Origin of the sequence: Candidatus Tisiphia endosymbiont of Dioctria linearis (assembly GCF_964026545.1) — a bacterium.
GTDB lineage: Bacteria > Pseudomonadota > Alphaproteobacteria > Rickettsiales > Rickettsiaceae > Tisiphia.
The window spans coordinates 348,084-372,343 of the sequence record NZ_OZ032156.1 but is presented as its reverse complement, the minus strand read 5'-3'; the positions used below and the strand labels follow the sequence as shown (position 1 = coordinate 372,343).

Genomic DNA, 24,260 nt, shown 5'->3' with positions numbered 1-24,260 from the left:
TGACACTGATTGTTTTTGCCTACGACTTTTAAACTGTTCTGTTGCAGAATCCTACGAATTGGATTTGCAAATGTTGGATTATTCTAGTATATTTTCAATGATTTTTTATTCACTTTTAAATAGGCGAATATTTTCTAAATTGTTTTTCTAGAGATAATTTTGTGGTATATATATTAATTGCTTTAAGCTTGACTACATTAGTCTTAGTGCTAGGTGTTGTCTCTATGGCTATTGGCGGGAAAATTGACAAAAAATTTAGTTCCAAATTAATGTCGTTACGGGTTATATTTCAAGCAATTGCTGTATGTGTTCTTGCTTTTCTCTATCTTTCAAAATAGTATATCCATCAAAAACTTGTAAGTTAACATCATAATATGCTTGATCTATTTATCTTTAATGAGAAAAAAAAGCCTCAAACTAATAATTCGTATACAGCAAAAGATATTGAAGTATTAGAAGGGCTTGAGCCTGTACGTAAACGTCCTGGTATGTATATTGGCGGGACGGACGAGAATGCTATGCATCATCTTGTTTCGGAAGTGCTAGATAATGCTATGGACGAAGCTGTTGCTGGTTTTGCTAGCGTTATCACCATAAAGATGCATGTAAATAATAGTATCACTATCTCTGATAATGGTAGAGGAATTCCTGTCGATAATCATCCCAAATTTCCTGATAAATCTGCTCTTGAGGTAATTTTAACTCACCTTCATTCTGGTGGTAAATTTTCGAATAATGTCTATCAAACAGCAGGTGGTTTACATGGAGTTGGCATTTCGGTTGTTAATGCTTTATCCGACTACTTAGAGATTAAAGTATATAAGCAGGGTAAATTATTCAAGCAATCTTATTCCAAAGGGCAAAAATTGAATGATTTAACCAGCGAAGATATTGCCAAAAAATTAAGGGGAACATCTATCAATTTTCATCCTGACCCAGAAATTTTTGGAGAGAAACCATCCTTTTCACCAAAAAGAGTATATGAATTAGCCAAATCAAAAGCCTATTTGTATAGAGGGGTAACGATAGAGTGGCAATGTGAAATTGAAACTAAAAGCGATGTTCCAGCAACAGCTCTCATCCATTTTCCAGATGGTTTGAAAGATTATTTAATTTCTAAAATAAATTTGGAAGATTTAGTTAGTGGAGAGATTTTTTGTGGTAATATTGAGTGGGATCAGGATCACATAAAAGTGGAATGGGCAATTGCTTGGCATAAAAATGAAGACCAACCTTTTATTCAATCCTATTGCAACACTATTCCTACCCCTCTTGGTGGAACCCATGAGCAAGGTTTGCGTAGTGCATTACTGCGTGGTATAAAGGTATATGGTGAAATGACCGGCAATAAAAAAACCACTTTACTTACTATTGAGGATATTCTAGAAACTTCTTCTATTGTTTTTTCTATATTTATCCAAGAGCCAATATTTCAAGGGCAAACAAAAGAAAAATTGGTTTCGCCTGGGATTAATAAAATAGTAGAGAACATTGTTAAAGACCATTTGGATCATTGGTTGAGTAGTAATAAACTCGTAGCCAACCAGCTACTTGAACATATAGTTAATATTGCGGAATACCGAATAAATAAGCGTAACGAAAAAAATATTTCACGTAAAACTGCTACACAAAAATTGCGACTACCAGGTAAATTAGCAGATTGTACAAGAACCTCTCCTAATGGGACAGAATTATTCTTGGTTGAAGGAGATTCTGCCGGGGGATCAGCTAAACAGGCAAGAGATCGAGAAACACAAGCTATTTTACCTCTTAGAGGCAAAATTTTGAATGTTGCTAATGCAACTTTCGAGAAGATTACTAACAACCAAGAAATTCAAGATTTAGAGGTGGCACTAGCCTGTGGTAGTCTTAAAAATTATCGAGAGGAGAATTTACGTTATGAAAAAATAATAATTATGACAGATGCGGATGTTGACGGAGCTCATATCGCCTCATTGTTAATGACGTTCTTTTATCTTCGTATGCCGAAGTTAATATCTTCAGGTCATTTATATCTTGCCAAACCACCTCTTTATAGATTAACCCAATCTAATAAAACTTATTATGCAGTAAATGATCAACAAAAAACTGATTTAACTGCTAAATTATTAAAAAATAGTAAGGCTAAAATAGATATTGGTCGATTTAAGGGGTTAGGTGAAATGATGCCAGCTCAGTTAAAAGAAACAACAATGAACCCAAAAAATAGAACCATTTTAAAAGTTACTATAGATGATTTTGATAATATTGCTAAGATAGTAGACGATCTTATGGGCAAAAAACCAGAAAAACGTTTTCAGTTCATTTATAATCAGGCTTTAATTAAGATGGATACAATTATAAACAATTTAGATATTTAGGAGTACTATGTTCATACGCTTTATAATGTTATTATCAAGTTTTATCTTTTGTGCCAATATCACATTTGCTGAAGAACCAAAGAAAAAGAACGAATTATCAGATACAGCTTATCTCAAACAATTTCAAGAGGTCTTTGAGCGTATTAATAAAGACTATGTTCAAGAACCGGAAAAACAAAAAATGACTGATGCGGCTATCGAAGGCATGTTAACTTCGCTAGATCCCCATTCTAGCTATTTTACTGATGAGGATCTAAAAGATTTTCTTAATGAGACTAAAGGAGAGTTTGGCGGTATTGGTGTTCAAGTGCAGTATGATAATGGTGCCATCAAAGTCATTTCCCCTATTGATGATCTAGCAGCTTATAAGGCAGGTATAAAAGCCGGAGACTATATAGTCGGAGTTAATGATGAGTCTGTATCAACTTTGGGTTTTCATAAATCCGTCAAAGAGATGCGTGGAGAACCAGGAACAAAAGTGAAATTACTGGTAATTACAGAAGGTGAATCTAAGCCAAAAGAAATTGAACTTATCCGCGAAATAGTTACCATTACCCCAGTAAAAGCTCATTTAGAAAGAAATAATATAGCTTATATAAGAATAGGAACTTTTAATGAACATACCATTGAAGAATTAAAAAAATCTATGAAAACTTTAAAAGATGGTAGTAAAAATAACATAGAGGGTATTATTCTAGATTTACGTAATAATCCTGGTGGTTTGTTAGAGCAGGCTGTTGCTGTTAGCGAATATTTTATTGATTCTGGAGTAATTGTTACTACCAAGGGAAGAACCAAAAATAGTAACTCAGTATTTAATAGCAATAAATCTGCAGAAAAAGCTCCATTAGTTCCGATGATTGTTCTTATTAATGTTGGCTCTGCCTCAGCTGCAGAAATTGTAGCTGGTAGCTTGCAAGATCATAAAAGAGCGATAATACTTGGCACAAAATCTTTCGGTAAAGGATCTGTACAAAGCTTTTCGGTAATCAGTCCTAGAGCGGCTGTAAAGCTTACTACGGCTAAATATTATACCCCTAATGATCGTTCAATTCAGGCAGAGGGTATCGAACCTGACATATTTGTTGAGATGGTAAAAGTTGAATATCCTGAAACAAAAATGATAGATGGAAGATTCTCTGAAGCTTCTTTAAAAAATTACTTAAAAAACGATAACAAAAAAAATGATGATAAAAAAGTAGACTCTACAAATAAAGATAAAGAGCCTATTAAGAAAGCAGATGATACTACAAAAGATAAAGATAAAACAAAAACGACTGAATCGAAAAATACTCTAGACCAACTATCTGATCTTTATAAAAAAGATTATCAATTTGCTAGAGCTTATGATTTGATTATGGGACTAATTTTAACTAATAAAGCAAAAGGGCATTGAATTCTATGAAATATAAAAAAATACATCACTTAATCTTTTTAATTCTTTTATTAATTGGTTCAAGAACTATGGCTGACGAAATGAGAATTGGAGTATTGAGACATGATTTAGGGTATAAATTTGGACTAAAGGGTAAATTAAGACAACGTTATGAGAAGGGTTCTGACATTAATTTAGAATATCTTTTTAGTGACGAATACAAATTTTTATTTGGTTATCCTCATATAGGGACAAATATTAACAATTAGAAATATACTAGCAATATCTATACTGGGATTACTTGGCATTTTGATATCATGAAATATGTATTTTTAGAGGCAACTTTTGGATTTGGAATTCATAATGGTGAAGTAGAAAAATTACAGCAAAGAAGACGAGCCTTGGGAACAAGATTCTTATTTAGAGAAAGTCTTAGTTTAGGTGTAATGATTCAAGAGAAGCACAGTGTCGCCGTAATTATTGACCACTTATCTAATGCTGGTCATGGGAAATTTAACCCTGGTTTAACTAATTTAGGTATGCGGTATGGTTATAAATTTTAATAGACTTACCTAGGTTCTGTGAACAAAATTTTAATTGTCTAGATTTCGACTCTTTTTAGCTGCAAATTATAAGATTTTTTTGAAATAGAACTAACTATTCCGGCAAAAATCTTATTAATTTTCGCTTAAAAATACTCAAAATCTAAACAATTTAAATTTTGTTCACAGAGCCTATCATCCCTTGCTTTTACTCTAAATCTCTAGAAACCTATTTCAAGATACAACCATACAAATTGACTATCCCAGATTTTACAATACAATTCAATTATTTTCTTTCTTTGTATCTTGAGTATTATTGATAGTTGTTGATTGCTGTTGCTTCATCAATTTATTCTTTTCTTCTATTGAATTAAGGAAAAAATAAGTAAATGTTAGAAATCCAATTAGCATAGGAAGAAAAACAAATATAATGGCATTGCGTTTTCTAACAGATTCTTCACGATCTAAACGATCCTCTTGCTCTTCATATGTTTCCCCCAATTCATTACGCCATACATCTTCTTGTTCTGAATTATTTTCTAGCATTTTATACCTTCTATTAAATATTATTTACAATGGTTTAGATTATGTTAAAGCTTCTAAAGTAACCTAATTCTAGCTATTTTGCTACTAATAAATAGTTCAATTAGAAACCTTCATAGAGCATAGTAATTAAACTACAAAAATTATATATAAATTTAAATTAAATTAATATTTATTTTTTATTATATTAATTTAAATTGAATTTATTGTAAAGATTATATGGTTTCTAATTAAGTATAAAACCTTGCTATATCAATAATTTAGCCAATTTATGATATTATAATGGTAAAAAAAATATATTGCTAAAATGCTACAAAGCTAATTTTTTTAGATATATACTCAATTAAAATTAACCTGAAGAGTTGGTGAAGTGATCAGGAATAATGGTGTAGAAATTGTCATTAATTAACCTCCGTAATCTTCCATAATAATTTGGTAATATTTTCAAAAAAACAGTCTATTTTTTCTGTAATTTTCTCAAAATCCCAATAAATATTAGTCATATCTGTTTGTTTCTCATCTCCCCCTCCAATCAAACATTATGGGATCGTTGAAAGATAAAAAATTGTTCTAATTTCAAAGAAAATCTTTTGTCCAAAAAATTACAAAGAAATCATCAACTCTGATGTTTTTAAAAGATTGCAATTTTTTTATAAATTTTAGCTTTTTGTTCTGTCAGATACTTAATTTTACATAGTCAGAACGGTTAAGCGTTTCAAATTAAAACATATTGCATTCATAAATTCAGTGAATTGATTTTTTGCAATACAAATTCCTATTTTCTTTCTACTCTAGTTTCGCAAGAGCATACTGTTATTCAAAATAAACTCTATAGATTGATGGATTTCTTAGCAGATGGCACTTTAACTAGAGAAGAATTTTTTCGTAAGAAAGTTCAATTAAAGGAAAGACAATATGAATTAACTGAATTAATTAAGAGTTATGACAAAGTAGATGATAAGCTTTCTAAAAAGCTTGCAGACCTTATAAGTATCAGTACAAACGCCTATGAAACTTTTAAAGGTTCGACAATTGCTGAAAAAAAGGGAATTATTAAATTTTATATTTTTGAACCTAACACTCGAGGGTTGTAAACTGCATTACGTTCTGGCTTTTCCACTCACAGAATTGCAAAGAAGTAGCAACTTGTACAGAAATGGTGACCCCTACGGGACTTGAACCCGTGTTTTCACCGTGAAAGGGTAACGTCCTAACCGCTAGACGAAGGGGCCATAAACTCTTTAGTCCGTCTATTAATTCTTTAGCAATGAATCTATTTGAATGATTTTAAGAACTAGTAGCGTTCAGTTTATACAATATCTATGAAATATTGCAAGCATGATTTTATCGTTTCTTTTTCTTTTTTCCCTCTGTAGTTTTATTGAACCTACCAATATTCTTTACAAATTTTTGTAGTCCGTTTAATTCTGTACCATAAGTTTTCGTATATTCTCCCATTATATTTATATCATCTTTATGCGAATCACAAAGTACTAAAACTTCTTCTATTATATTTTTTTTATTAAAAGTAATTTTTACTATTTTTTGTTCAATTACTTTTGGTTCAAGCCATGCTCTCCTAGCTAAAGAACGTTGAACATAATACCAAGTATTAGGAGTATAGTCAGGTATAATTGTTGGCGTACCAACTAAATCTTCTACTTCCGATTTGTTAAGTTTTTTTTCTTCAAGTGTAGTTAATAAATTATCATCAATATACTGCCCCCTTGATTCTATAGTTTTACAACTACACAATGTGAGTAATATAGATGAAATAAGAAAAGTTTGAATTATAATGAATTTCATAAATTTTGTGTTTAAAATACCTAGATTTTGTAATGGAAATATAATATACTGCTATATCGATTTGACAAATACTTTTTATTCTAAAGTGTAATTTTTAAGAGGCTATATGGCAGTTCCAAAAAAGAAAACATCAAAATCAAGACGCAACATGAGACGTTCTCACCTTGCACTTGGTAAAATTAATGTAGTAATAGATTCTCAGACGGGAGAATATAAGCTTCCTCATCACATATCTTTAGCTGATGGCACATATAATGGTCGTCAAGTTATTGTCCAGAAGCAAGAAAAAGATGAAGAAGTAGCATAAACCACAATGACTTGTAAAATTCTTGGGTGTGGTGCCTATTTGCCGGAGCGTATTATTACTAATGCAGAATTATCGCTATCGGTTGATACTAACGATGAATGGATTCGCTCAAGGACTGGTATATTACAAAGACATATCGCAGCTGATGATGAATATACATCACATTTAGCTACTAAAGCTAGTCAGAGTGCTATAGATGATGCTGGATTAAATCCGGCATCTATAGATTTGATAATTACCTGTACCACTACTCCAGACAATAGTTTTCCTTCTACCGCCTCTAAGTTACAAGGTTATCTAGGGCTTGGTAATGTACCTTCATTTGACCTACAGGCAGTATGCTCGGGGTTTATATACGGTTTACATGTTGCCGACTCTTTGATGAAATCTAGAAAATATAAAACCATATTATTAGTTGGTGCTGAAAAAATGTCGTCTCTAATAGATTGGAGCGATAGAAATACTTGTATTTTATTTGGTGACGGTGCCGGTGCGGTAATTCTGCAATATAGCGATGATAATTCCGGTGTAATAGATAGTAATATTTATTCAGATGGTCGTTCTTGTGATATTCTTTACACTGATGGTGGTGTAAGCAGCAATGGCAGAAGCGGTAAAATAAAAATGAAAGGACAGGAAGTTTTTAGACAGGCAGTAGAAAAGATGAGTAAGACATGTGAAGAAATATTGTATAATAATCTTTTTACTGCAGAGAATGTTGACCATTTTATTCCACATCAGGCAAATGTAAGAATTATAGATGCCGTTGTAGATCGACTAAAAATCGATCCAAGTAAAGTAGTAAAAACGGTTGCAAAACATGCTAATTGTTCGGCTGCTTCAATTCCTTTAGCCCTTGCTTCTCTTAAAGCTTATGGTAATATCAAAAAAGGTGATATATTGCTTTTCACGGCTATTGGTGCTGGAGTAACTTGGGGATCGGCTTTAATCAGATGGTAGCAATTATGGTTGATTCAGGTGGATTTAATGATGATGAGAGAGACGAGACCAGCTTGAGTGAGTCCAAATCAATTAACTATACTACTATTACTAAAGAAAAAATTGCTTATATATTAAAAGCTAAATTGGGGCTATCAAACCTTATATGCGAAGAAATAGTTGAACAAATATTTAGCAATATTCAGCAAATAGTAAGCAAGCAAAGATTGACGTTAGAAGGTTTTGGCAGCTTCTGTACTAGCATAAAAAAACCTAGACCTGGTATAAATTTTCATACAAAAGAGGCGGTGATAATTCCAGAAAAACAAGTAATACGTTTTATACCTGCTAAAAAATTAAAATTATTAATTAATAAAAATGCAGGATAAAAAATATTACTCCATTAGCGAAGTAACAAAACTTCTAAATATTCACTCTCACCAGCTAAGATATCTAGAGCGTATGTTGCCAAACCTAGCTATACATAAGATACGTAATAGACGATATTATACAAGCCAGGATATTGAGTATTTGAAAACCCAGATGACAACAAAGAGTGTATCGATAGAATTAGAATCGCCTCTTGAGCTACTAGGTAATCAAATAAATAAGATTGATTGTCTAATCAAAAATTTTTATGAATTATCGTTAACTATCCAGCAAATTATTTCTGGAAGCCGTCATTGCGAGGAGCCACTTTGTGGCGACAAAGCAATCCAGGAAAGTGATTAGAAAGGATTGCTTTGACCATGTTCTTGCTAATAAGCATCTTGTATTTTCTCCAATTTCTGAACTATTATGGAGGTTATGCGTAAGGTGAATTAGTAATTAACATTATATTTAACTTAATAAGTGTAATCCTACCTTGCTTTAAACTAATATTTTTAAATCTATAATTATTATCAAACAACTATAATACTTGACAAAAATAATAGTTCGACTAGTTTTAGTGGTTATAAGATGCTTCTCCCACAGCTACCAAGTAGGTTTGTATACTCTTCTGCTTTGAAGAATTGGCTCCGCAAAACTTCGGGGTATTCGCGTACTCACGTACTTCATGTACGCTCCGCTCGCTCACCCCTTGTTTTACGTTCCAATTCTTCAAATCATTTGAGTATATAGAGAATCTATAGAAATCAAAAATTTAACAACAATGTAAAATTTATGTCACATTTAAAATATAAACGGGTTTTGCTAAAAGTTTCTGGCGAAGCCTTAATGGGTGATAAGCAATTTGGTCACGAATATTCTGTAATATTAAGGATTGCTGAGGATATAAAGGAAGCAATAGATCTTGGCGTACAGGTATGTGTGGTTGTTGGCGGTGGTAATATTTATCGTGGAACTAATTCTGCATTTGGTATTGAAAGAGCTGCCGGTGATTATATTGGCATGCTTGGTACGGTAATAAATGCACTTACTTTACAAAATATTATGGAAAGTTTAGGCGTTCATACTAGAGTCCTTTCAGCAATCCCCATGATGAGTATTTGTGAGCCTTATATACGTCGTAAAGCAAAAAGACATATAGAAAAAGGTAGAGTAGTAATTTTTTCCGGCGGAACTGGTAATCCATTTTGCACTACTGATAGTGCGGGTGTCCTAAGAGCCATTGAAATGAGTTGTGATTTATTATTAAAAGGCACTAAAGTTAATGGTGTATATGATTCCGATCCAACGAAAAACCCTAATGCAGTAAAATATTCCACTATCAGTTATACTGATCTTCTAAAAGAGAACTTACAAGTTATGGATATTGCTGCCGTTGCAGTGGCTAGAGAAAATAACTTGCCAATTAAGGTATTTTCAATTAGAGAGAAAGGTAACTTTGCAAAAGTACTGCAAGGAAAAGGTGAGTATACAAAAATTCAAGAAGATTAATAGATATGGATAAAACAACTATATATAAAGAGTTACAATCAAAAATGGATAGCTCGTTAAAAATATTGGATCACGAACTTAAGGGACTCAGAACTGGTCGAGCTTCAGTTAATTTACTTGATCCGGTATTGGTTGAAGCCTATGGAGATAAAATGCCTTTGTCACAAGTAGCAAGTCTTTCTACTCCAGATGCCAGGACTATCACGGTGCAAGTGTGGGATAAATCTATGATAAAAGCTGTAGAAAAAGCCATTACTGATGCAAATCTAGGTCTAAATCCGTCATCAGATGGACAATTAGTTAGAATTACCATTCCATTACTTACTGAAGAACGTCGCAAAGAGCTTGTTAAATTTGCTCACAAATATGGAGAAAATACTAAAATTGCATTGCGTAATATCAGAAGGGACGGTAATGAGGAGTTAAAAAAGTCAGAAAAAGATAATATCATAACTAAGGACGAACACCATAATTTTTCAGAAGAAATCCAAAAATTAACTGATGAGTATAGTAATAAAGTCGACTCGCATGTTAAGCAAAAAGAACAAGAAATAATGACTGTTTAAAAGTCTAAATTCCCTAATAACAATGATGTTATTGCCGTATATGCAGGAAATATACTGAATAATAAGGGACATATTTTTTAAAAAATGACTTCATGCTATTAGTGTAGATATATTTCATGGTATAATATTATTTTAAACAACATTGACTTTAAATATTTAGGTATATAATGATTACAAATGAAGAAGTACAAAGAATAGCAAAACTTGCTAGGTTTGATTTTAGCCAAGAGGAAATAAATAGTTTTTCCCAGCAGCTGACTGAGATCATGAATATGATTAACATTTTAAACGATGTAGATTGTAGTAACGTTCAACCACTTACTTCAGTTTGTGGTATGAACCAAAGAATGCGAAAAGACCAAGTATTGTATGGTGATCTCTCTGATGAGTTATTTGCTAACCTGCCAAATGATAAAGCAGAACTTGCCAGAGAAGTAAAATGTTTTGTAGTACCAAAAGTAGTAGAGTAAAATATGTCAGAAATTATAAAATTAACCATAACCCAAGCCCTGAAAGCCCTAAAGAGCAAAGAATTCTCATGTGTTGAGCTAACTAAAGCTCATATTGCAGAAATGGATAAGCATAAAGAGCTGAATGCCTATATTACTGAAACTACAGATACGGCTTTACAGCAAGCTAAAATTGCTGATCAAAATTACCATAAAGGAATAGAAAAGTCATTAGAAGGAATTCCCATCTCTGTAAAAGATCTTTTTTGTACAAAAGGAGTATTAACTACTGCAGGCTCAAGAATGCTTAGTAAATTTATACCAACATACGAATCGACTGTAAGTAATAAAGTGCAAGAGCATGGTACAATAATGCTTGGTAAGACTAATATGGATGAATTTGCCATGGGTTCTGCTAATATTACCAGCTATTTCGGTAACGTTATTAGTCCTTGGAAGGCTGTAGACGCACCTGCCACTCCACTAGTCCCAGGTGGTTCTTCTGGGGGAGCCTCAGCTTCTGTTAGTGCTTTTTTAGCTATGGCAGCTCTTGGAAGTGATACAGGTGGCTCTGTTCGTCAACCTGCCAGTTATACCGGGGTTGTCGGATTCAAACCAACATATGGTCGATGTTCTAGATATGGGATGATTGCTTTTGCTAGTTCGCTTGACCAAGCTGGCGTGCTTACAAGAACTGTTGAAGATAACGCTTTAATGCTACAAGCCATGATGGGATTTGATGAGAAGGATTCTACTTCTATCGACTCCGAGGTACCACAACTAAGGTCAGCATGTAATGCTAGTGTAAAAAATATGAAGATAGGCGTTCCATTTGATCTTATGAGAAAACAGGGTGTACAGCCTGACATTATTAAGATGTGGAAAAATACTATTGATATTCTTAAAAATGATGGGGTAGAAATTATTGATATTTCATTACCATATTCTAAATATGCACTATCTGCATATTATGTGATAGCACCTGCTGAAACCTCATCTAATTTATCAAGATATGACGGTGTAAGATATGGTTTTAGAGCAGAAAATGATGGAGTATCTATTGAAGAAATGTATCAAAAAACAAGGAGTGCTGGTTTTGGCTCTGAAGTTAAAAGACGTATTATGATTGGTACTTATTTGCTTTCATCTACTCTTATGGATGCTTATTATTTAAAAGCACAAAAAATAAGACGCTTGATTTCAGATGATTTTAACAAAGCTTTTGGGCAAGTTGAGGCAATAATTTTGCCATCTGCCCCATCCGAAGCCTTTAACTTAGGTGAGAAACAAGATAATCCTGTGACAATGTATTTAAACGATTTATTTACTATTCCAGCTAGTCTTGCCGGTCTTCCTTGTTGTTCTGTACCAGCTGCTTTATCTTCTAGAGGATTACCTCTTGGGATGCAAGTAATAGGCAAAGCCCTTGATGAATATAATACTTTAAAGGCGGCAGCAGCAATCGAGCGTGGTTCGAAAAATATTAGTTTTATATATTCTAATAAACGGAGTTAATTGGATTATTAGAGTTTAGAATGCCAGAGTTACCGATCTTATCAATAAGCATTTTCTTGCCTTTACTAAGTGCATTATATATCCTGCTGTTTATTAGACAGAGTAGGTCGGTTAATAAACAAGTTTATGCGATATATGTTGCAGTTTTAAGCTCTGTACTAACATTAATAGCTACTATTTGTTTATTAGTTCAATTTGATAGTACATCAAAACTTTATCAGTTTGTCGAATGCTATAATTGGGTTCAATATATAGGTCTTGAATTCCACATTGGAGTCGATGGAATCTCAGTATTTTTTGTTGTTCTGACCAGCTTTTTAACCCTTATCTGCATTATAGCTAGTCTATTTACCGTCAAAAAATATATTAAAGAATTTTTGTTTTGTTTTTTATTAATTGAATCTTTTTGCATTGGGGCTTTTTCCTCAATGAATTTACTATTATTTTACTTATTTTTTGAAGTAATATTAATCCCAATGTATCTAATTATAGGAATTTGGGGAGGTGAAAATAGAGTTTATGCGGCTGTGAAGTTCTTCCTCTATACTTTCTTTGGTTCGGTATTTTTCTTATTGTCGCTGCTATATATTTATAGCCAAGTTCACAGCTTTAATATGCTTGTTCTGAACGAATCAATACCTTTATTAGCATTATCGGTGCAGAGAGTTTTATGGTTGGCAATCTTTATAGCCTTCGCGGTAAAAGTTCCTATGCTACCATTCCACACATGGCTTCCTGATGCACACGTACAAGCACCAACTGCTGGGTCTGTCATTTTGGCTGGTATATTATTAAAACTTGGAGCATATGGTTTTTTACGAGTGTCATTACCAATGTTTCCAAATATATCAAAAGAATTTGCATTTTATGTATTAGTGCTGAGTATATTTGCTGTAATATATGGTTCATTAGTGGCACTAGCTCAAAGAGATATGAAAAAGATGATAGCTTATTCATCGATAGCTCATATGGGCTACGTTACTGCTGGGATTTTTAGTTTGACAGAAGTGGGAATTAAGGGGGCAATATATCAAATGATTAGTCATGGTGTGGTAGCATCTACTTTGTTTTTGATAGTTGGTACTTTATATGATAGATTGCATACTAAGGAAATAGACCAATATGGTGGTGTAGCAAATAAAATGCCAATACTTGCCACTTTGTTTATGATCGCCATGCTTGGCTCTATAGGTTTACCAGGCACTAGCGGTTTTATAGGAGAATTTTTAAGTTTAATAGGTATTTATCAAGCCAATATAGTGCTAGCTATGATAAGTGCTGTTGGTATTATTCTTGGAGCTGTTTATATGCTAAAACTTTACAAAGAAGTAATGCTAGGACAAATTACTAATGTTCAGGTTGCAAGCTTTAAAGATTTATATCTCTATGAAATGATTGCAATTATACCATTATGTATAACAATAATTTACTTAGGTTTGCTGCCAAATGCAATTATCAACATGCTTGATGTATCAATCCACAAAATTTTGTCACAACTATTATCTGTTGTAAAATAGTTGTGATATAGTCAATTGATGAGAAGTTGGTGATGTCGTTACTCATTGTTAAAAAGCGTGCAACTAGTCACACTACGCCCTGCCTTGATACGAAGATTTATGCTTATTGCTTTGCGAAATGTCCTGAGCCATTGATGAACACTTAGAGAACTTACTATCATGTCCCCCTAATTCTTTCAACGCTTTTCTAAACAATGGCATTTTTATATTAATATCGCTTGACTTTCCCCTAATAGCAGCAGACACAACCGAAGCAGCAGTCTTGATTACATTAACAATTTTTTGCCAAGTTGAAGGCATTTTTGTATCTTGTATTTTTATGCAGTCATTAGCTAATTCTTTGAACCCTTGATCAACACCCTTTATATCGCCTTGCTGATGTTTCTCTTTTATTGAGTTAATTTTGTTTTCCAGAGATTTTCCCCTTTCTTTTCCAATCACTTCAGACAAAGTATCTTGATTAGCAACTACTGTCTCTACAATATTGATTGTTGATGCAATAGTATTAGTACTATTTTGTTGGGTTAAATTACTTGCTATCAGAGTTGCTTTTTGACGTAACTCTAAATTATATAATTGGGAATTAAGACCTGGCTTAACAGATTGCACAACAGTAGGTTTTAACGGTGGTATAAGCTGGTTCTGTGGTTCAATAATTGGCGTAACAGTATGTTCTAACGGTGTTATAGGCTGGTTATCTAGTGTTGCATCCTGTTGTTTAGCAGTCTGTAGTTGTATAACCTCCTGCTTTGGTAACTGAGTTATCTTGCCTTGAACTTCCTTGCCTTTAAGGGATTGTAATTCAGCGTCTGTTAATTTTCTTAGGAAACCTATATCATCTACCACAGCTTTAATAGAAGGTTTGTTTTCCACAAAAGCCTTCTTCAGCATTGTTTCTAATTCTCCTTTTTCATAAGATCGTTCAAGAATTTTCTCCAGCTCTGTTTTCCGAAATTTACTCTCAAGGGTTGTTTTTAGTTTTGTTTTATAAAGTTGCTTAGTCAGCACCGCTTCTTTAGCTTCTTGAGTCGCTGCATTATCACGAATTAGTGCTAATTCTTTGGTATACAGAGAGCTTTGCCCTCTCGGAATGTTATTACTAAAAATATCTTCCATTGTACTTGCACCACTGCGGGTTCTACTTAATACCTCCTCATTATAATTGTCAATAAAAATTTCTGCTAGTTGGTTGATATCAAACTTTTTAATAATAATTGTTATCCCTTGCTTCTTGTCTCCTTTTTCAATTGTGCTTAATTCTTTAGCAGTAAAGTTATCAGTAATAATTTCTGGAAATAATTTTTCACCCCCGCATTTAGTAATAAATGTGTCTGCTAATTCTTCATGAGTAAAGTTATTAGTAATAATTTTTGCTAGTGCTTTGTTATCAAAATTGCCGCTAGTAAGTAGTTTTATTTCTGTAGTATCGTTAAACTTATCCAAAGATTCCTTTAAGCTTTTTTTAACCTCCTCATTAAGGTACTTATCTTGTGTGCCAAAGTCATCAACAAAAATTTTTGCTAATTCTACGTTACTATAACTACCATCACGAATTTTCTTTATTGTTTCTACATCACTGTTATTAGTAAAAAATTCTCTTAAATCTAGTTTCTTGTCAATATCACCAAGAGGAATTTGTTCCAATCCTACTTTCTGCTCATTATGTTCCATGACCGCACACGTAGCATTAAACCTAGATAATGCCATACGAGATAGCGGAATTTCTTCTGCTGCATGAGTTAATGCCTTATGAACATCAAAATTTTCTTTTATTAAGTCATCCGCAAAAAATATTAATCCATCTAAACATCCAGCCAAATTACCCTCTACCTGGTAGACACCATGCCGAAAATCTATATTCTGTTCATCAATAATTATATCTTTATATTGTGTCTTAATAGCCGAGTGGATATCTTTGATAAATCCTTGATATTTCTCTTGGTATTCTGGCTTAGCGTCTGGATTATTCTTAAATGATGTTTGATCAAGAACGGTTGTCCTATATTGACCATCCGTATCTTTGTATATTACTACTTCTACACTATGAGCTGTGCTGCTAGTACCTGTTGTAAAGCTTCCCAAAAATATCTCCTTAGATTCTCCGTTAACACTAATTTGTTTAATATCATACATATCACTATTACTAAAAATACCTGTGATACCATTTGCTTGATTATATGCTAATACCATAGCATTAGTTGTTTGGTTCTCAAGCCCGACTAAATATTTGTTATCATCTTGTACACATACAGCATATTTCTGGTTGTCAATATTTACAATAACAGGATCAATCTGTGAAACATTTGGTTTATTTGACTGATCAATTTTGTCATTATTTAACACAGCCTTGCTAATTGTATCTTGAAGGTCTGTTCTAGCATACTGAGTATCGCAGCGACTAAGCTCTTTAATAGCTGGATTATTTACTGCTAGATATTGTTGCTTGTCAAATAAGCCATTCAGTTCAGTGCGTAAATTTTCTAATTTAGGGGAAGGAACATTACCATATTTTACTATTATTTTAAAATATTCCTCCTTTTCATCAGAATTGATAGTATCAAAAAATTTAGTTAACGCACTTTCTAAGGAGCTTTTAGCTCGCTCATCTTCTTCAATCAAAAAAGAATAACCTCCTACTATCTTCACTGCTTCTGAAATTCTATCATTACTCATAAATATACTCCCTATTTGGTTCATTGTAACGGAACGCGTGAAAAACGCAATACATAACTTATATCCATAATTGATATGTACTATTCGAGATAGCTATTTTTTGTATATTTACCGCCTCAGTTAAAATGACTAATTGTCTATAATCCTAATACCCATAAGTTTCATACCAAATATTTTAATATATAGTCAATTCAGGAGAATTTGGGGCTAGGAGCGATGGAGCGACGCCTATAAGTAATAGGCGAGCATTGAGCGACAACGTCACCAACTTCTCATCAATTGACTATAATCGTCTTGTAAAATTTTGTCTATACTATGGCACCAATATCGGTAGTGATGGAGGAAGAGTTGACTATTTGTTGCATAATCCCTCCAGCTGAACACAAGTACTAAAGAGGGGTTAAGAGCAAATATACCCCTTATTTTCCAACTTGTAAGGAGCATATAGGGAGCATATGAATTGCTTTATAAAATTACAAAATCCCTGGAAGGGTAATAAGTATTGGCGGGGCGTAGTGAACAATTTCAGAACCCAGTCAGATACCAAATTGCTTATTATACAAGTGCTTACGCTCTATTATTAGAGATTCGTTACTTCATATTGTAACTCCATATTTTTTCCAGAAAATGCTAAGGAAATTTTTAATATTTGTTTTACATGTGAATGCTCTTTTATTTTACTATCATATTTTTTGTTAATAATTTGGTTGTAAGCCAGATTTGGCTATATCTGCTAGATCTTCTGAGGATTTAGCGATTTTATACTCGATAATCATCGCTTTATCGCCTTTACCAACTTTTGGGATCATCATCATATCTGGACGACCATCTCCTGATTCTTGTTCGCTCGATATTATATAACTAGAACCTAGCATATTAATAAAGCCGAGCATAAAGCCACTATAAAATAATTCGGCTTTTTTCTCTCCTGTTTGATAAAAACTAGTAGAATTAAGCAGTAACTCTTGCAAACGCTCTTTAAACGCCTCTATTTTACCATCTGGTAATAAAGTAACGAAAGAATAATAGCCAGAATTATCAATTTTTATTTGTTTAGTAACCCATTGTAGCATTCTCTTTTCATAAATATATTTCACCTCGTAGTTAGGAGCAGATAAATCATAAATATCTCTTTCTGGCATCTTGGTAGTTGTGTTTAGGTAGCCACTAAATAATAATAAGCTAAATAACCCTTCTGGTTGGTTAATATCAGCAAAATTTATATGTTTAGTAATAGAAGAAGTAATAGTTTTACCTGCAGCTAAAGCCTGGATATTTTGTTGCATCTCATCTGAAAGCAATACATGATCAATCCAATCAGTCCCACCACTATCAATCCAATAATGATCAAGCTTGCCTTTACTTGCCAAACATTGCATAATTGACCATGGATTATAAATGACTTCTCCACCAAAATTATAGCCATTATACCAATTTTTAATTTCTTCTGGCTTTGTAGTGGTTGGTACTTTAGTTAATAATTCATCAACTTCTGCTTGAGTAAACCCGTAACTGCTAGAAAATCTTTCATCTAGTAAACTACATTCAGTTAAATTATTCAAATCTGAAAACAAATTAGCCTTAGCAACAAGCAATATGCCGGTAATGAAGCCTTTTTGTAATGAATCATTGGTTTTAAGACTATTACCAAATATTGCCCGAAATAGAGATAGTACTTCCTCAAATTCTTCTGAATTATTGCCAAATTTCATATATGCACTATTAATTGGCGTATCATATTCGTCAATTAGTATATAGACCTTTTGATTGAAATGTTTAAAAAGTAAGTCACTTAAAAATTTTAAACTATTCTCAAGCTCTACTTTGTTAAACTTTCCAGAAAAATATCTAGTTAATTGCTCTTTTCGTCCGGCATCTAGCGTATCATCATCTTTTGCTTTTAAGTAATGATATTCCCTAAATAATTCAGTTATTTGATATCTGATTTTACTTTCAATTTCTTCATAACTACTACCCCTAACACCCTTGAAACTTATAATAATAACTGGAAATTGACCTTGGTAATCAAGCATAATCTCTGAGTATTTTGCTATTTGTAAAGGCTGTAGTAATCTTTTTTTACCACTAGTTAATCCTAAATCTACCTCTCCACCAGCAAATAGTTTATAGTTCACTCTTTGTTCTTGTAGTATAGGATTGCCATGTTGATCTACCTCTATCTCAAAAAATCTCCGCACCATGTCCATATTAAGACTCTTCCCCCAACGCCTTGGACGAGTGATTAATACGACATCCCCACCATCAGCCAATAGTTCTTTGATCATTAGACTCTTATCAACAAATACATTGCTATTAAGCAACAATTTCTTAAAATCATCAGTACCAACTAGCATGGTTGGTTGATAATTAGCGTCAATTTTGTTTGTTTCTTCTATCATTGTTTTCACCTGTTCCTTCCAACTATAATATCCATTATACTCCTTTTTTATTCTCCACTAATAGCTAATTAGCAAAATTTTTACTATAAAATTATAATATATCTCTTTTTTATAATTTGTACTAAAAATATGATAACTAGTTGGTTAAATACCTTTGTTAACAGTGTCTAGCTTAACCATATAATACCAATTGAAATAATTGACGCGGTATATTAATCCTTTAGTACCCTACATAAAATTATACTCTGGTATCATATGGCAACATCAGCCAAGGCTGCACAAAGTACCTGAAAAAAATTATAACTTCCTGGTATCTGATTTTATTATAATTTTTTCTCTCTATATTTTTATCTTCTTGTCGCCATTCTATTTGATTAAGCTATATGTGGTAAATAATAAGTTTCCTAAATTTATCTGTTGAAATCAGTGCATGAGTTGTTATTAATGATAGTAAATTTGCTTTACACAGTAGAGTAAAAGAAGAAATAGCCTAAATTATAATGACAATTCCTATCGGATTAGTTACAGCTATATAGAAAAAACTTTTACTGTGGTAGATTTATAACCTATAGAATAAATATTATGATAAATAGTATATAAATTGTTGTCATTAAAATTAAGAATGTGTAAAGATAATTAACTCAACAGTAGAATGGATGTTGAAACAACAACCTAACTTTTGAGATGATGCTTAATTAGCTGTAAAGCTGATTGCTAAACTAACACAATTAAAATGGGAGTAAATATCATGAAAACACAAAATGAATAGTTATCAAACAAAATTCTAATAACCAAACTGTAGCTAAAATATATTTTCATCATAGTGGCGTATACGATATAAAAATGTATGGTTCGCTAACTATAGGCGGTTCAGATGTCGCCATTGTGACAAATCAGTTGTAGTTGCAACACATCTTTATCATACGGAAGAGATAACAGATACAACTGCCATTCAGCAAAGTTTGATGGGAGATAGTTCGCATCATGATTGATAGTTTAAGGACTCTTTGAATTTATAATTTACTCACTATCTCAGAAGTCATTTTAACAACTTTTAAGATGGTGGGTTGTATTTTAGCAGGAGTTATGAACTTGATTGCATAGTACATAAAATGTGGACTCCTAAGCAGGTATTGATTTCCATTCAAGTAGCGATAAAGCAGTTTTAGAATTACACAATAATGCGATTGATTATATATGGATTTATAATAATTAAATGAACTCTACTAATACTATCAAGGTGATTATAGATATATTTAGGACGGTATTGAATTAACAAGGTAATAATTTATGAGTAAGAGTAACTTAGAAAGTTTATCTAATCAGTTAAGTCAGGCACTAGCACAACAGGCTACTTTAAGTGATCAACTACAAAAGCAAGTAAATATTTCTAATACTTTTAAATATTTATTCAATTCATATCGAGAATTAAAGGCTATTACTTTAAATCCCTTAATAGTAATAACCAAAACTATTTCTCCAGAGGAATTAGCTCATACTGATGTGCTTAAGGAAGCAAGTAAATCTCAACACTTAGCAGCTTTTGATCTTGCACTTGCCAAGATTACAGATTTAGATTATCAAGATATAGATGGCAAGACAGTTTTGATGCATGCAATTATTAATGGGTTTTATTATGGGGTTGATAAACTCTTGCAAAAAGGAGCGGATGTTAATTTAATAGATAAGCAAGGGGCGAATGCTTTGATATATTGTGCTCAGATTCCTCATATAAAATATATAAAACAGATTGCTGAGAAAACTGCTGATATTAATTATAAATCTGCCCTCTTTGATGGTGGTACAGCTCTTCATCTTATTATAGCTAATACGCAATGTTTTATTTTTCAGTGAAGTACAATTGGAATTAAAGTTAACTAATTTAGCATACTTTGATGTAGAGCAAGGAGGACATGCAGTTTGTGACTTAGAAAGTAATATGGGTGCAATAATGATAGGTAGGAGAGAGAGTGATGGGTACACAATACAGCAAGAAAAAACACTGGCTATCACTAAATTTTTAACCGATAGGGGGGCTGATATTAACGCACAGAATGATAAGGGGCTTACACCATTCTTTCTAGCTTGTACTCATAAATTTAACTATTTGGCTTCTTGTTTTGTCAATCAATTTCAGTTGGATTTTAGTATAAAAGATTTTAAAGGTAACATGTCTTTACATTATGCTACCCTTCTGGAAGATACTAATATTTTACAATTAATTTTAAACAAAGGGGTTGATATTAACAGCCAAAATAGTGGTGGAGGGACAGCTTTATCTTTTGTGATTTGTAATGATAAAAAGCCTATGGTAGAATTTTTACTAAATAAGGGGGCTGATGTTAATGTTGCAGCTAAAGATGGAGGGTATCCATTACATTTGGCTGTTAATAATAATGCATTAGAACTAATAAACTTATTAGTTAAGTATGATGATATAAATGCTAGAACTACTGATGAACATAAGGTTACTGCTTTATGGCTAGCAGCTCAAGATGGTAAGTTAGAGATAGTAAAAATTCTAGCAGACCTAGGAGCTGACTTAAATATTGTCCGAGTAACCACTGGTATGCCCCCTCTACATGTAGCAATGCAAAAAAAGCATCCTGAAGTAGCAGAAGAATTATTAGCCAGAGGAGCTGATGTTAATATAGTTGATGCTGGTGGATGGATAGCATTGCATTGGGGAGTAAATTTAGAAGATATTAATATTGTCAAAAATATTTTAACCAAAGGAACTAATATTAACGCCAAAAGTATCGTTGGAGCAACTTCTTTATTTTGTGCTGTATCGAATGGTAATAAATTAATAACAGAATTGCTAATAAACCAACAAGCAGATACTAATATTGCAAGTAATGAAGGTGTACTTCCATGGCATATAGCTAGTTTCAAAGGGTTCATTGAGATAATGAAGATATTAGCTCCTACAATTTTAGATATTGATTACAAAACAACTAATACTGAACAATATACTGCTTTATGGTTAGCATCGCAACAGGGGCATGTTGACATAGTTAAGTGGTTAATTGATAAAGGGGCTGATATCAATGCTATTCGTCAAAGTGATGGTTGTACAGCTTTGCAAACAGCAATATGTAAGGAACAGTTACAAGTAATAGAGTGGTTAGTTGCTAAAGGTGCAAACGTAAATAAAGCTGATAAAGAGGAGGCATCACCGTTATATTATTCTTTAGGTTATGCAGGGCAACCAATACAACCAAATATAGTTAAGTTTTTAGTTAGCAAAGGTGCGGATGTCAAACAATCAATGTATGATGGTGACACGCCATTACACATGGCATGTTATAGAGCTAATACTGGGGCAATAAAATTGTTACTTGATCATGGGGCATCAATAAACGAAGTAAATAATGATGGCTATACTCCATTGCATTTTCTAGTTAGTGCGGAAAATACTATTGAAGTGGATAAGAAGCTAACTGCGATAAAATATTTGCTAGAGCGTTCGGCATCTAGCACAGTCAAAAATAAAGAAGGTAAAAGTGCCATTGATTTAGCAAAAGATAATTTTCCTGAAGCTCTACCTTGGCTTGAGCATCCAGAAAATTTACCGTCTATTGGTGAGTTTGAAGCAAGTATTATAGGTATAAATGATTTTGCTATTTGATATATAGTCAATTCAGGGGAATTTGGTGCTAGGAACGATGGAGCGACGCCTATAAGTAATAGGCGAGCGACGAGTGACGACGTCACCAACTTCTCATCAATTGACTATAGCTAATCTGATTAGTATTTAGCCATAGCAGATTGACATCATTGTTAGAAGGCGTAAGTCGACTAAGCAATCCAGGAAAGTAACCAGAAATGGATTGCCACGATCGCTATTGGTTTCGCAATAACGGAATAATGCTAATCAGGTTAGCTATAGGAATTAGGAAGGAAGAAATTATGATGGTGTTAAAAAACTTTTGTGTTAAGGGTGATGATATATGAAACAACGTATACAAGAACTTTCTAACCAGAGAGCAACAGCGGTTAATCATAAGAACAATATTAATAGGGAATCGTATTATTATAATGAAACAGTAACAACAAAACATAGAACCTATATTTTATGGATAAATGCCGACCCCTATTATAAACAACACACAGAGAGAAGATTTAGACAAGGGGACTATGATAGAGATATAGCAGCGGCAAATGAGAGAATTAGAAATTTAGATTCACAAATTAACTCCTTAAGACAACAAGAAGAACAATCAAGGTTAGCGGCTATTGAGCAGGAGAGACAGCAAAAAATAGCTGCTGAAAAAGCAAGATTAGAGGCTATAGCTGCTGAAAAAGCAAAATTAGAAGCGGTAAAACATGGCAATGACGTAATAAGTGCTAATATTAGCCAGCAGCAAAAAGCTGTTTTGGATATGCTGAAATCAGCTGATAGCCAGCAGCGAGCATTTTTTTTATCTGAGCTATTTGGTAAGTATGATAGTGAATCAATGACAATGATTAGTATGATAAAATCTCTAGGAGTTGATGCTAATCAGTTAGCATATTATGCTATCAAGAAAACAAATAATGAATTATTTGTTTTAGCTCTAAATTATGGGGCTAATTGTTGTGATTATCAAATAGAGGGCAAAACATTATTACAACAATTAATACATAGTGGTAACGAAAGCTTTATTAAAAAGATTCTAGCAACAGGACAGGATTTAACTAGTACGGTAGTGGAGGCGATAGGTCAAAATGATATTGTTACTATCAGTAAATTATCATCTTATGATAATAGTCTCCTATCACAAAAATTTGCTGGTTATACGCTTTTGCAAATTGCCATTTCTGCACAAAAAGCAGAAATGGTTCAAAAGATTTTGCAGTTAGATAGTGCCAGTGCAAAAATTTTAACTAATAATGGTGAATCAGCTCTGAAAATTGCTGTTAGATCAGGGAATACAGAGATTTTAGAAATGGTAACTCTGCATAGCAATTTACAGGCAGAAATAGCTCAGCTTGGTTCGAAAGTTGAGCAGGCTCTGAAAGATAAGATATTAGAATACCAAGATATTGAAACTGTAATTAAACTGTTGCGAGGTGAAGAAATATCGCTACAACAATATTTGCTTAGCAAGCAAAACCATGAAAATGAGCATGAGCAAGTTAATAGTAATAAAGCTATTGAAGAAGGAGTTAGTGGAGTTGAGGAACAGCGTTTAGCTGAGGAGTTTAATACTCTGACAATATCCTTAGATCATGATATAGAGCATTGTAATGAAGATATAACCCTACAAGGAGAATATGGTGATTATTCTTCCCATTAATATGCTGTTTCATAGGAAACAGTTGGAAATAACTAAAATAATTCTATATTTGGCTCTTTTTAGCTGCAAATAAACATGATTCTCTTAGGGAATTGCAGAAGGGAAT

The 24,260-nt window shown here is 32.9% G+C and carries 23 protein-coding genes and 1 tRNA gene; 18 read left to right on the top strand and 6 right to left on the bottom strand.

Going from position 1 to position 24,260, the window contains the following annotated elements; genetic code table 11:
• Positions 1 to 161 precede the first annotated feature (161 nt).
• The 5 genes from AAGD42_RS01760 to AAGD42_RS01740 are packed head-to-tail and all read left to right on the top strand — an operon-like array spanning position 162 to position 4,298.
• Positions 162 to 338 carry an HIG1 domain-containing protein gene (locus AAGD42_RS01760; RefSeq protein ID WP_341749805.1) on the top strand — a complete coding sequence of 59 codons (177 nt, stop codon included), beginning with the start codon at positions 162 to 164 and terminating at the stop codon, positions 336 to 338.
• Positions 339 to 374: 36 nt separating this feature from the next.
• Complete coding sequence (parE, locus tag AAGD42_RS01755; RefSeq protein WP_341753036.1) at positions 375 to 2,360, top strand: DNA topoisomerase IV subunit B; 1,986 nt, start codon at positions 375 to 377, stop codon at positions 2,358 to 2,360.
• Positions 2,361 to 2,367: 7 nt separating this feature from the next.
• Complete coding sequence (locus tag AAGD42_RS01750) at positions 2,368 to 3,756, top strand: S41 family peptidase (RefSeq protein ID WP_341753035.1); 1,389 nt, start codon at positions 2,368 to 2,370, stop codon at positions 3,754 to 3,756.
• On the top strand, positions 3,753 to 4,004 hold the full coding sequence (locus AAGD42_RS01745; RefSeq protein WP_341753034.1) for a hypothetical protein: 252 nt from the start codon (positions 3,753 to 3,755) through the stop codon (positions 4,002 to 4,004). The genes AAGD42_RS01750 and AAGD42_RS01745 overlap by 4 nt, the downstream gene beginning before the upstream one ends.
• A 48-nt stretch (positions 4,005 to 4,052) precedes the next feature.
• Positions 4,053 to 4,298 (top strand): acyloxyacyl hydrolase, encoded by a 246-nt coding sequence (locus AAGD42_RS01740; protein WP_341753033.1) that lies wholly within the window; start codon positions 4,053 to 4,055, stop codon positions 4,296 to 4,298.
• A 261-nt stretch (positions 4,299 to 4,559) separates the two neighbouring features.
• Here the strand turns inward: AAGD42_RS01740 and AAGD42_RS01735 are convergent, their stop codons facing one another.
• On the bottom strand, positions 4,560 to 4,823 hold the full coding sequence (locus AAGD42_RS01735; protein WP_341753032.1) for a hypothetical protein: 264 nt from the start codon (positions 4,821 to 4,823) through the stop codon (positions 4,560 to 4,562).
• An 836-nt stretch (positions 4,824 to 5,659) separates the two neighbouring features.
• Between AAGD42_RS01735 and AAGD42_RS01730 the strand changes: the two genes are divergently transcribed.
• Positions 5,660 to 5,914: a hypothetical protein gene (locus tag AAGD42_RS01730; RefSeq protein ID WP_341753031.1), complete on the top strand. Its 255-nt coding sequence runs from the start codon at positions 5,660 to 5,662 to the stop codon at positions 5,912 to 5,914.
• Between the two features lie 63 nt (positions 5,915 to 5,977).
• Here the strand turns inward: AAGD42_RS01730 and AAGD42_RS01725 are convergent.
• A tRNA-Glu gene (locus AAGD42_RS01725) sits at positions 5,978 to 6,052 on the bottom strand.
• Positions 6,053 to 6,164: 112 nt separating this feature from the next.
• Positions 6,165 to 6,626: an outer membrane protein assembly factor BamE gene (locus AAGD42_RS01720; protein ID WP_341753030.1), complete on the bottom strand. Its 462-nt coding sequence runs from the start codon at positions 6,624 to 6,626 to the stop codon at positions 6,165 to 6,167.
• 106 nt (positions 6,627 to 6,732) lie between these two features.
• On the opposite strand from AAGD42_RS01720, the gene rpmF reads away from it, so the two are divergent.
• From rpmF to AAGD42_RS01700, 4 genes are all read left to right on the top strand, one after another.
• Entirely contained in the window at positions 6,733 to 6,933 is a 201-nt protein-coding gene (gene rpmF, locus AAGD42_RS01715; protein WP_341750951.1) for a 50S ribosomal protein L32, read from the top strand.
• A 6-nt stretch (positions 6,934 to 6,939) separates the two neighbouring features.
• Positions 6,940 to 7,893, top strand: coding sequence for a beta-ketoacyl-ACP synthase III (locus AAGD42_RS01710; protein ID WP_341753029.1), 954 nt, complete (start codon positions 6,940 to 6,942; stop codon positions 7,891 to 7,893).
• A 71-nt stretch (positions 7,894 to 7,964) separates the two neighbouring features.
• Positions 7,965 to 8,261, top strand: a complete 297-nt coding sequence (locus AAGD42_RS01705; protein ID WP_341751043.1) for an HU family DNA-binding protein — start codon at positions 7,965 to 7,967, stop codon at positions 8,259 to 8,261.
• Positions 8,251 to 8,604 carry a MerR family transcriptional regulator gene (locus AAGD42_RS01700; protein WP_341753028.1) on the top strand — a complete coding sequence of 118 codons (354 nt, stop codon included), beginning with the start codon at positions 8,251 to 8,253 and terminating at the stop codon, positions 8,602 to 8,604. The genes AAGD42_RS01705 and AAGD42_RS01700 overlap by 11 nt, the downstream gene beginning before the upstream one ends.
• A gap of 214 nt (positions 8,605 to 8,818) precedes the next feature.
• On the opposite strand, the gene AAGD42_RS01695 is transcribed toward AAGD42_RS01700, so the two are convergent.
• Positions 8,819 to 8,977, bottom strand: a complete 159-nt coding sequence (locus AAGD42_RS01695) for a hypothetical protein (RefSeq protein WP_341760750.1) — start codon at positions 8,975 to 8,977, stop codon at positions 8,819 to 8,821.
• Positions 8,978 to 9,036: 59 nt separating this feature from the next.
• On the opposite strand from AAGD42_RS01695, the gene pyrH reads away from it, so the two are divergent.
• The 5 genes from pyrH to AAGD42_RS01670 all read left to right on the top strand — a co-directional run bounded on the left by pyrH (position 9,037) and on the right by AAGD42_RS01670 (position 13,800).
• The gene (pyrH, locus tag AAGD42_RS01690) at positions 9,037 to 9,753 is read left to right on the top strand and encodes a UMP kinase (protein ID WP_250311057.1); all 717 of its coding nucleotides are present in this window, start codon (positions 9,037 to 9,039) and stop codon (positions 9,751 to 9,753) included.
• A 5-nt stretch (positions 9,754 to 9,758) separates the two neighbouring features.
• On the top strand, positions 9,759 to 10,319 hold the full coding sequence (gene frr / locus AAGD42_RS01685; RefSeq protein WP_094649316.1) for a ribosome recycling factor: 561 nt from the start codon (positions 9,759 to 9,761) through the stop codon (positions 10,317 to 10,319).
• A gap of 167 nt (positions 10,320 to 10,486) precedes the next feature.
• On the top strand, positions 10,487 to 10,789 hold the full coding sequence (gatC, locus tag AAGD42_RS01680; RefSeq protein ID WP_341753027.1) for an Asp-tRNA(Asn)/Glu-tRNA(Gln) amidotransferase subunit GatC: 303 nt from the start codon (positions 10,487 to 10,489) through the stop codon (positions 10,787 to 10,789).
• Between the two features lie 3 nt (positions 10,790 to 10,792).
• A complete protein-coding gene (gene gatA / locus AAGD42_RS01675) occupies positions 10,793 to 12,283 on the top strand; it encodes an Asp-tRNA(Asn)/Glu-tRNA(Gln) amidotransferase subunit GatA (RefSeq protein WP_341753026.1) in 1,491 nt (496 codons plus the stop codon).
• Between the two features lie 20 nt (positions 12,284 to 12,303).
• Positions 12,304 to 13,800, top strand: coding sequence for an NADH-quinone oxidoreductase subunit M (locus tag AAGD42_RS01670; RefSeq protein WP_341753025.1), 1,497 nt, complete (start codon positions 12,304 to 12,306; stop codon positions 13,798 to 13,800).
• Positions 13,801 to 13,872: 72 nt separating this feature from the next.
• On the opposite strand, the gene AAGD42_RS01665 is transcribed toward AAGD42_RS01670, so the two are convergent.
• Together AAGD42_RS01665 and AAGD42_RS01655 are read right to left on the bottom strand one after the other, a co-directional pair.
• Positions 13,873 to 16,473 (bottom strand): hypothetical protein, encoded by a 2,601-nt coding sequence (locus tag AAGD42_RS01665; RefSeq protein WP_341753024.1) that lies wholly within the window; start codon positions 16,471 to 16,473, stop codon positions 13,873 to 13,875.
• A gap of 695 nt (positions 16,474 to 17,168) precedes the next feature.
• Positions 17,169 to 18,872 (bottom strand): AAA family ATPase, encoded by a 1,704-nt coding sequence (locus AAGD42_RS01655; protein ID WP_341753023.1) that lies wholly within the window; start codon positions 18,870 to 18,872, stop codon positions 17,169 to 17,171.
• A gap of 1,290 nt (positions 18,873 to 20,162) precedes the next feature.
• Here AAGD42_RS01655 and AAGD42_RS01650 point away from each other — a divergent pair.
• From AAGD42_RS01650 to AAGD42_RS01635, 3 genes are all read left to right on the top strand, one after another.
• Positions 20,163 to 20,726, top strand: coding sequence for an ankyrin repeat domain-containing protein (locus AAGD42_RS01650; RefSeq protein WP_341753022.1), 564 nt, complete (start codon positions 20,163 to 20,165; stop codon positions 20,724 to 20,726).
• Between the two features lie 7 nt (positions 20,727 to 20,733).
• Positions 20,734 to 22,503 carry an ankyrin repeat domain-containing protein gene (locus AAGD42_RS01645; RefSeq protein WP_341753021.1) on the top strand — a complete coding sequence of 590 codons (1,770 nt, stop codon included), beginning with the start codon at positions 20,734 to 20,736 and terminating at the stop codon, positions 22,501 to 22,503.
• A gap of 322 nt (positions 22,504 to 22,825) precedes the next feature.
• Positions 22,826 to 24,154, top strand: coding sequence for an ankyrin repeat domain-containing protein (locus AAGD42_RS01635; RefSeq protein ID WP_341760749.1), 1,329 nt, complete (start codon positions 22,826 to 22,828; stop codon positions 24,152 to 24,154).
• Positions 24,155 to 24,260 lie beyond the last annotated feature (106 nt).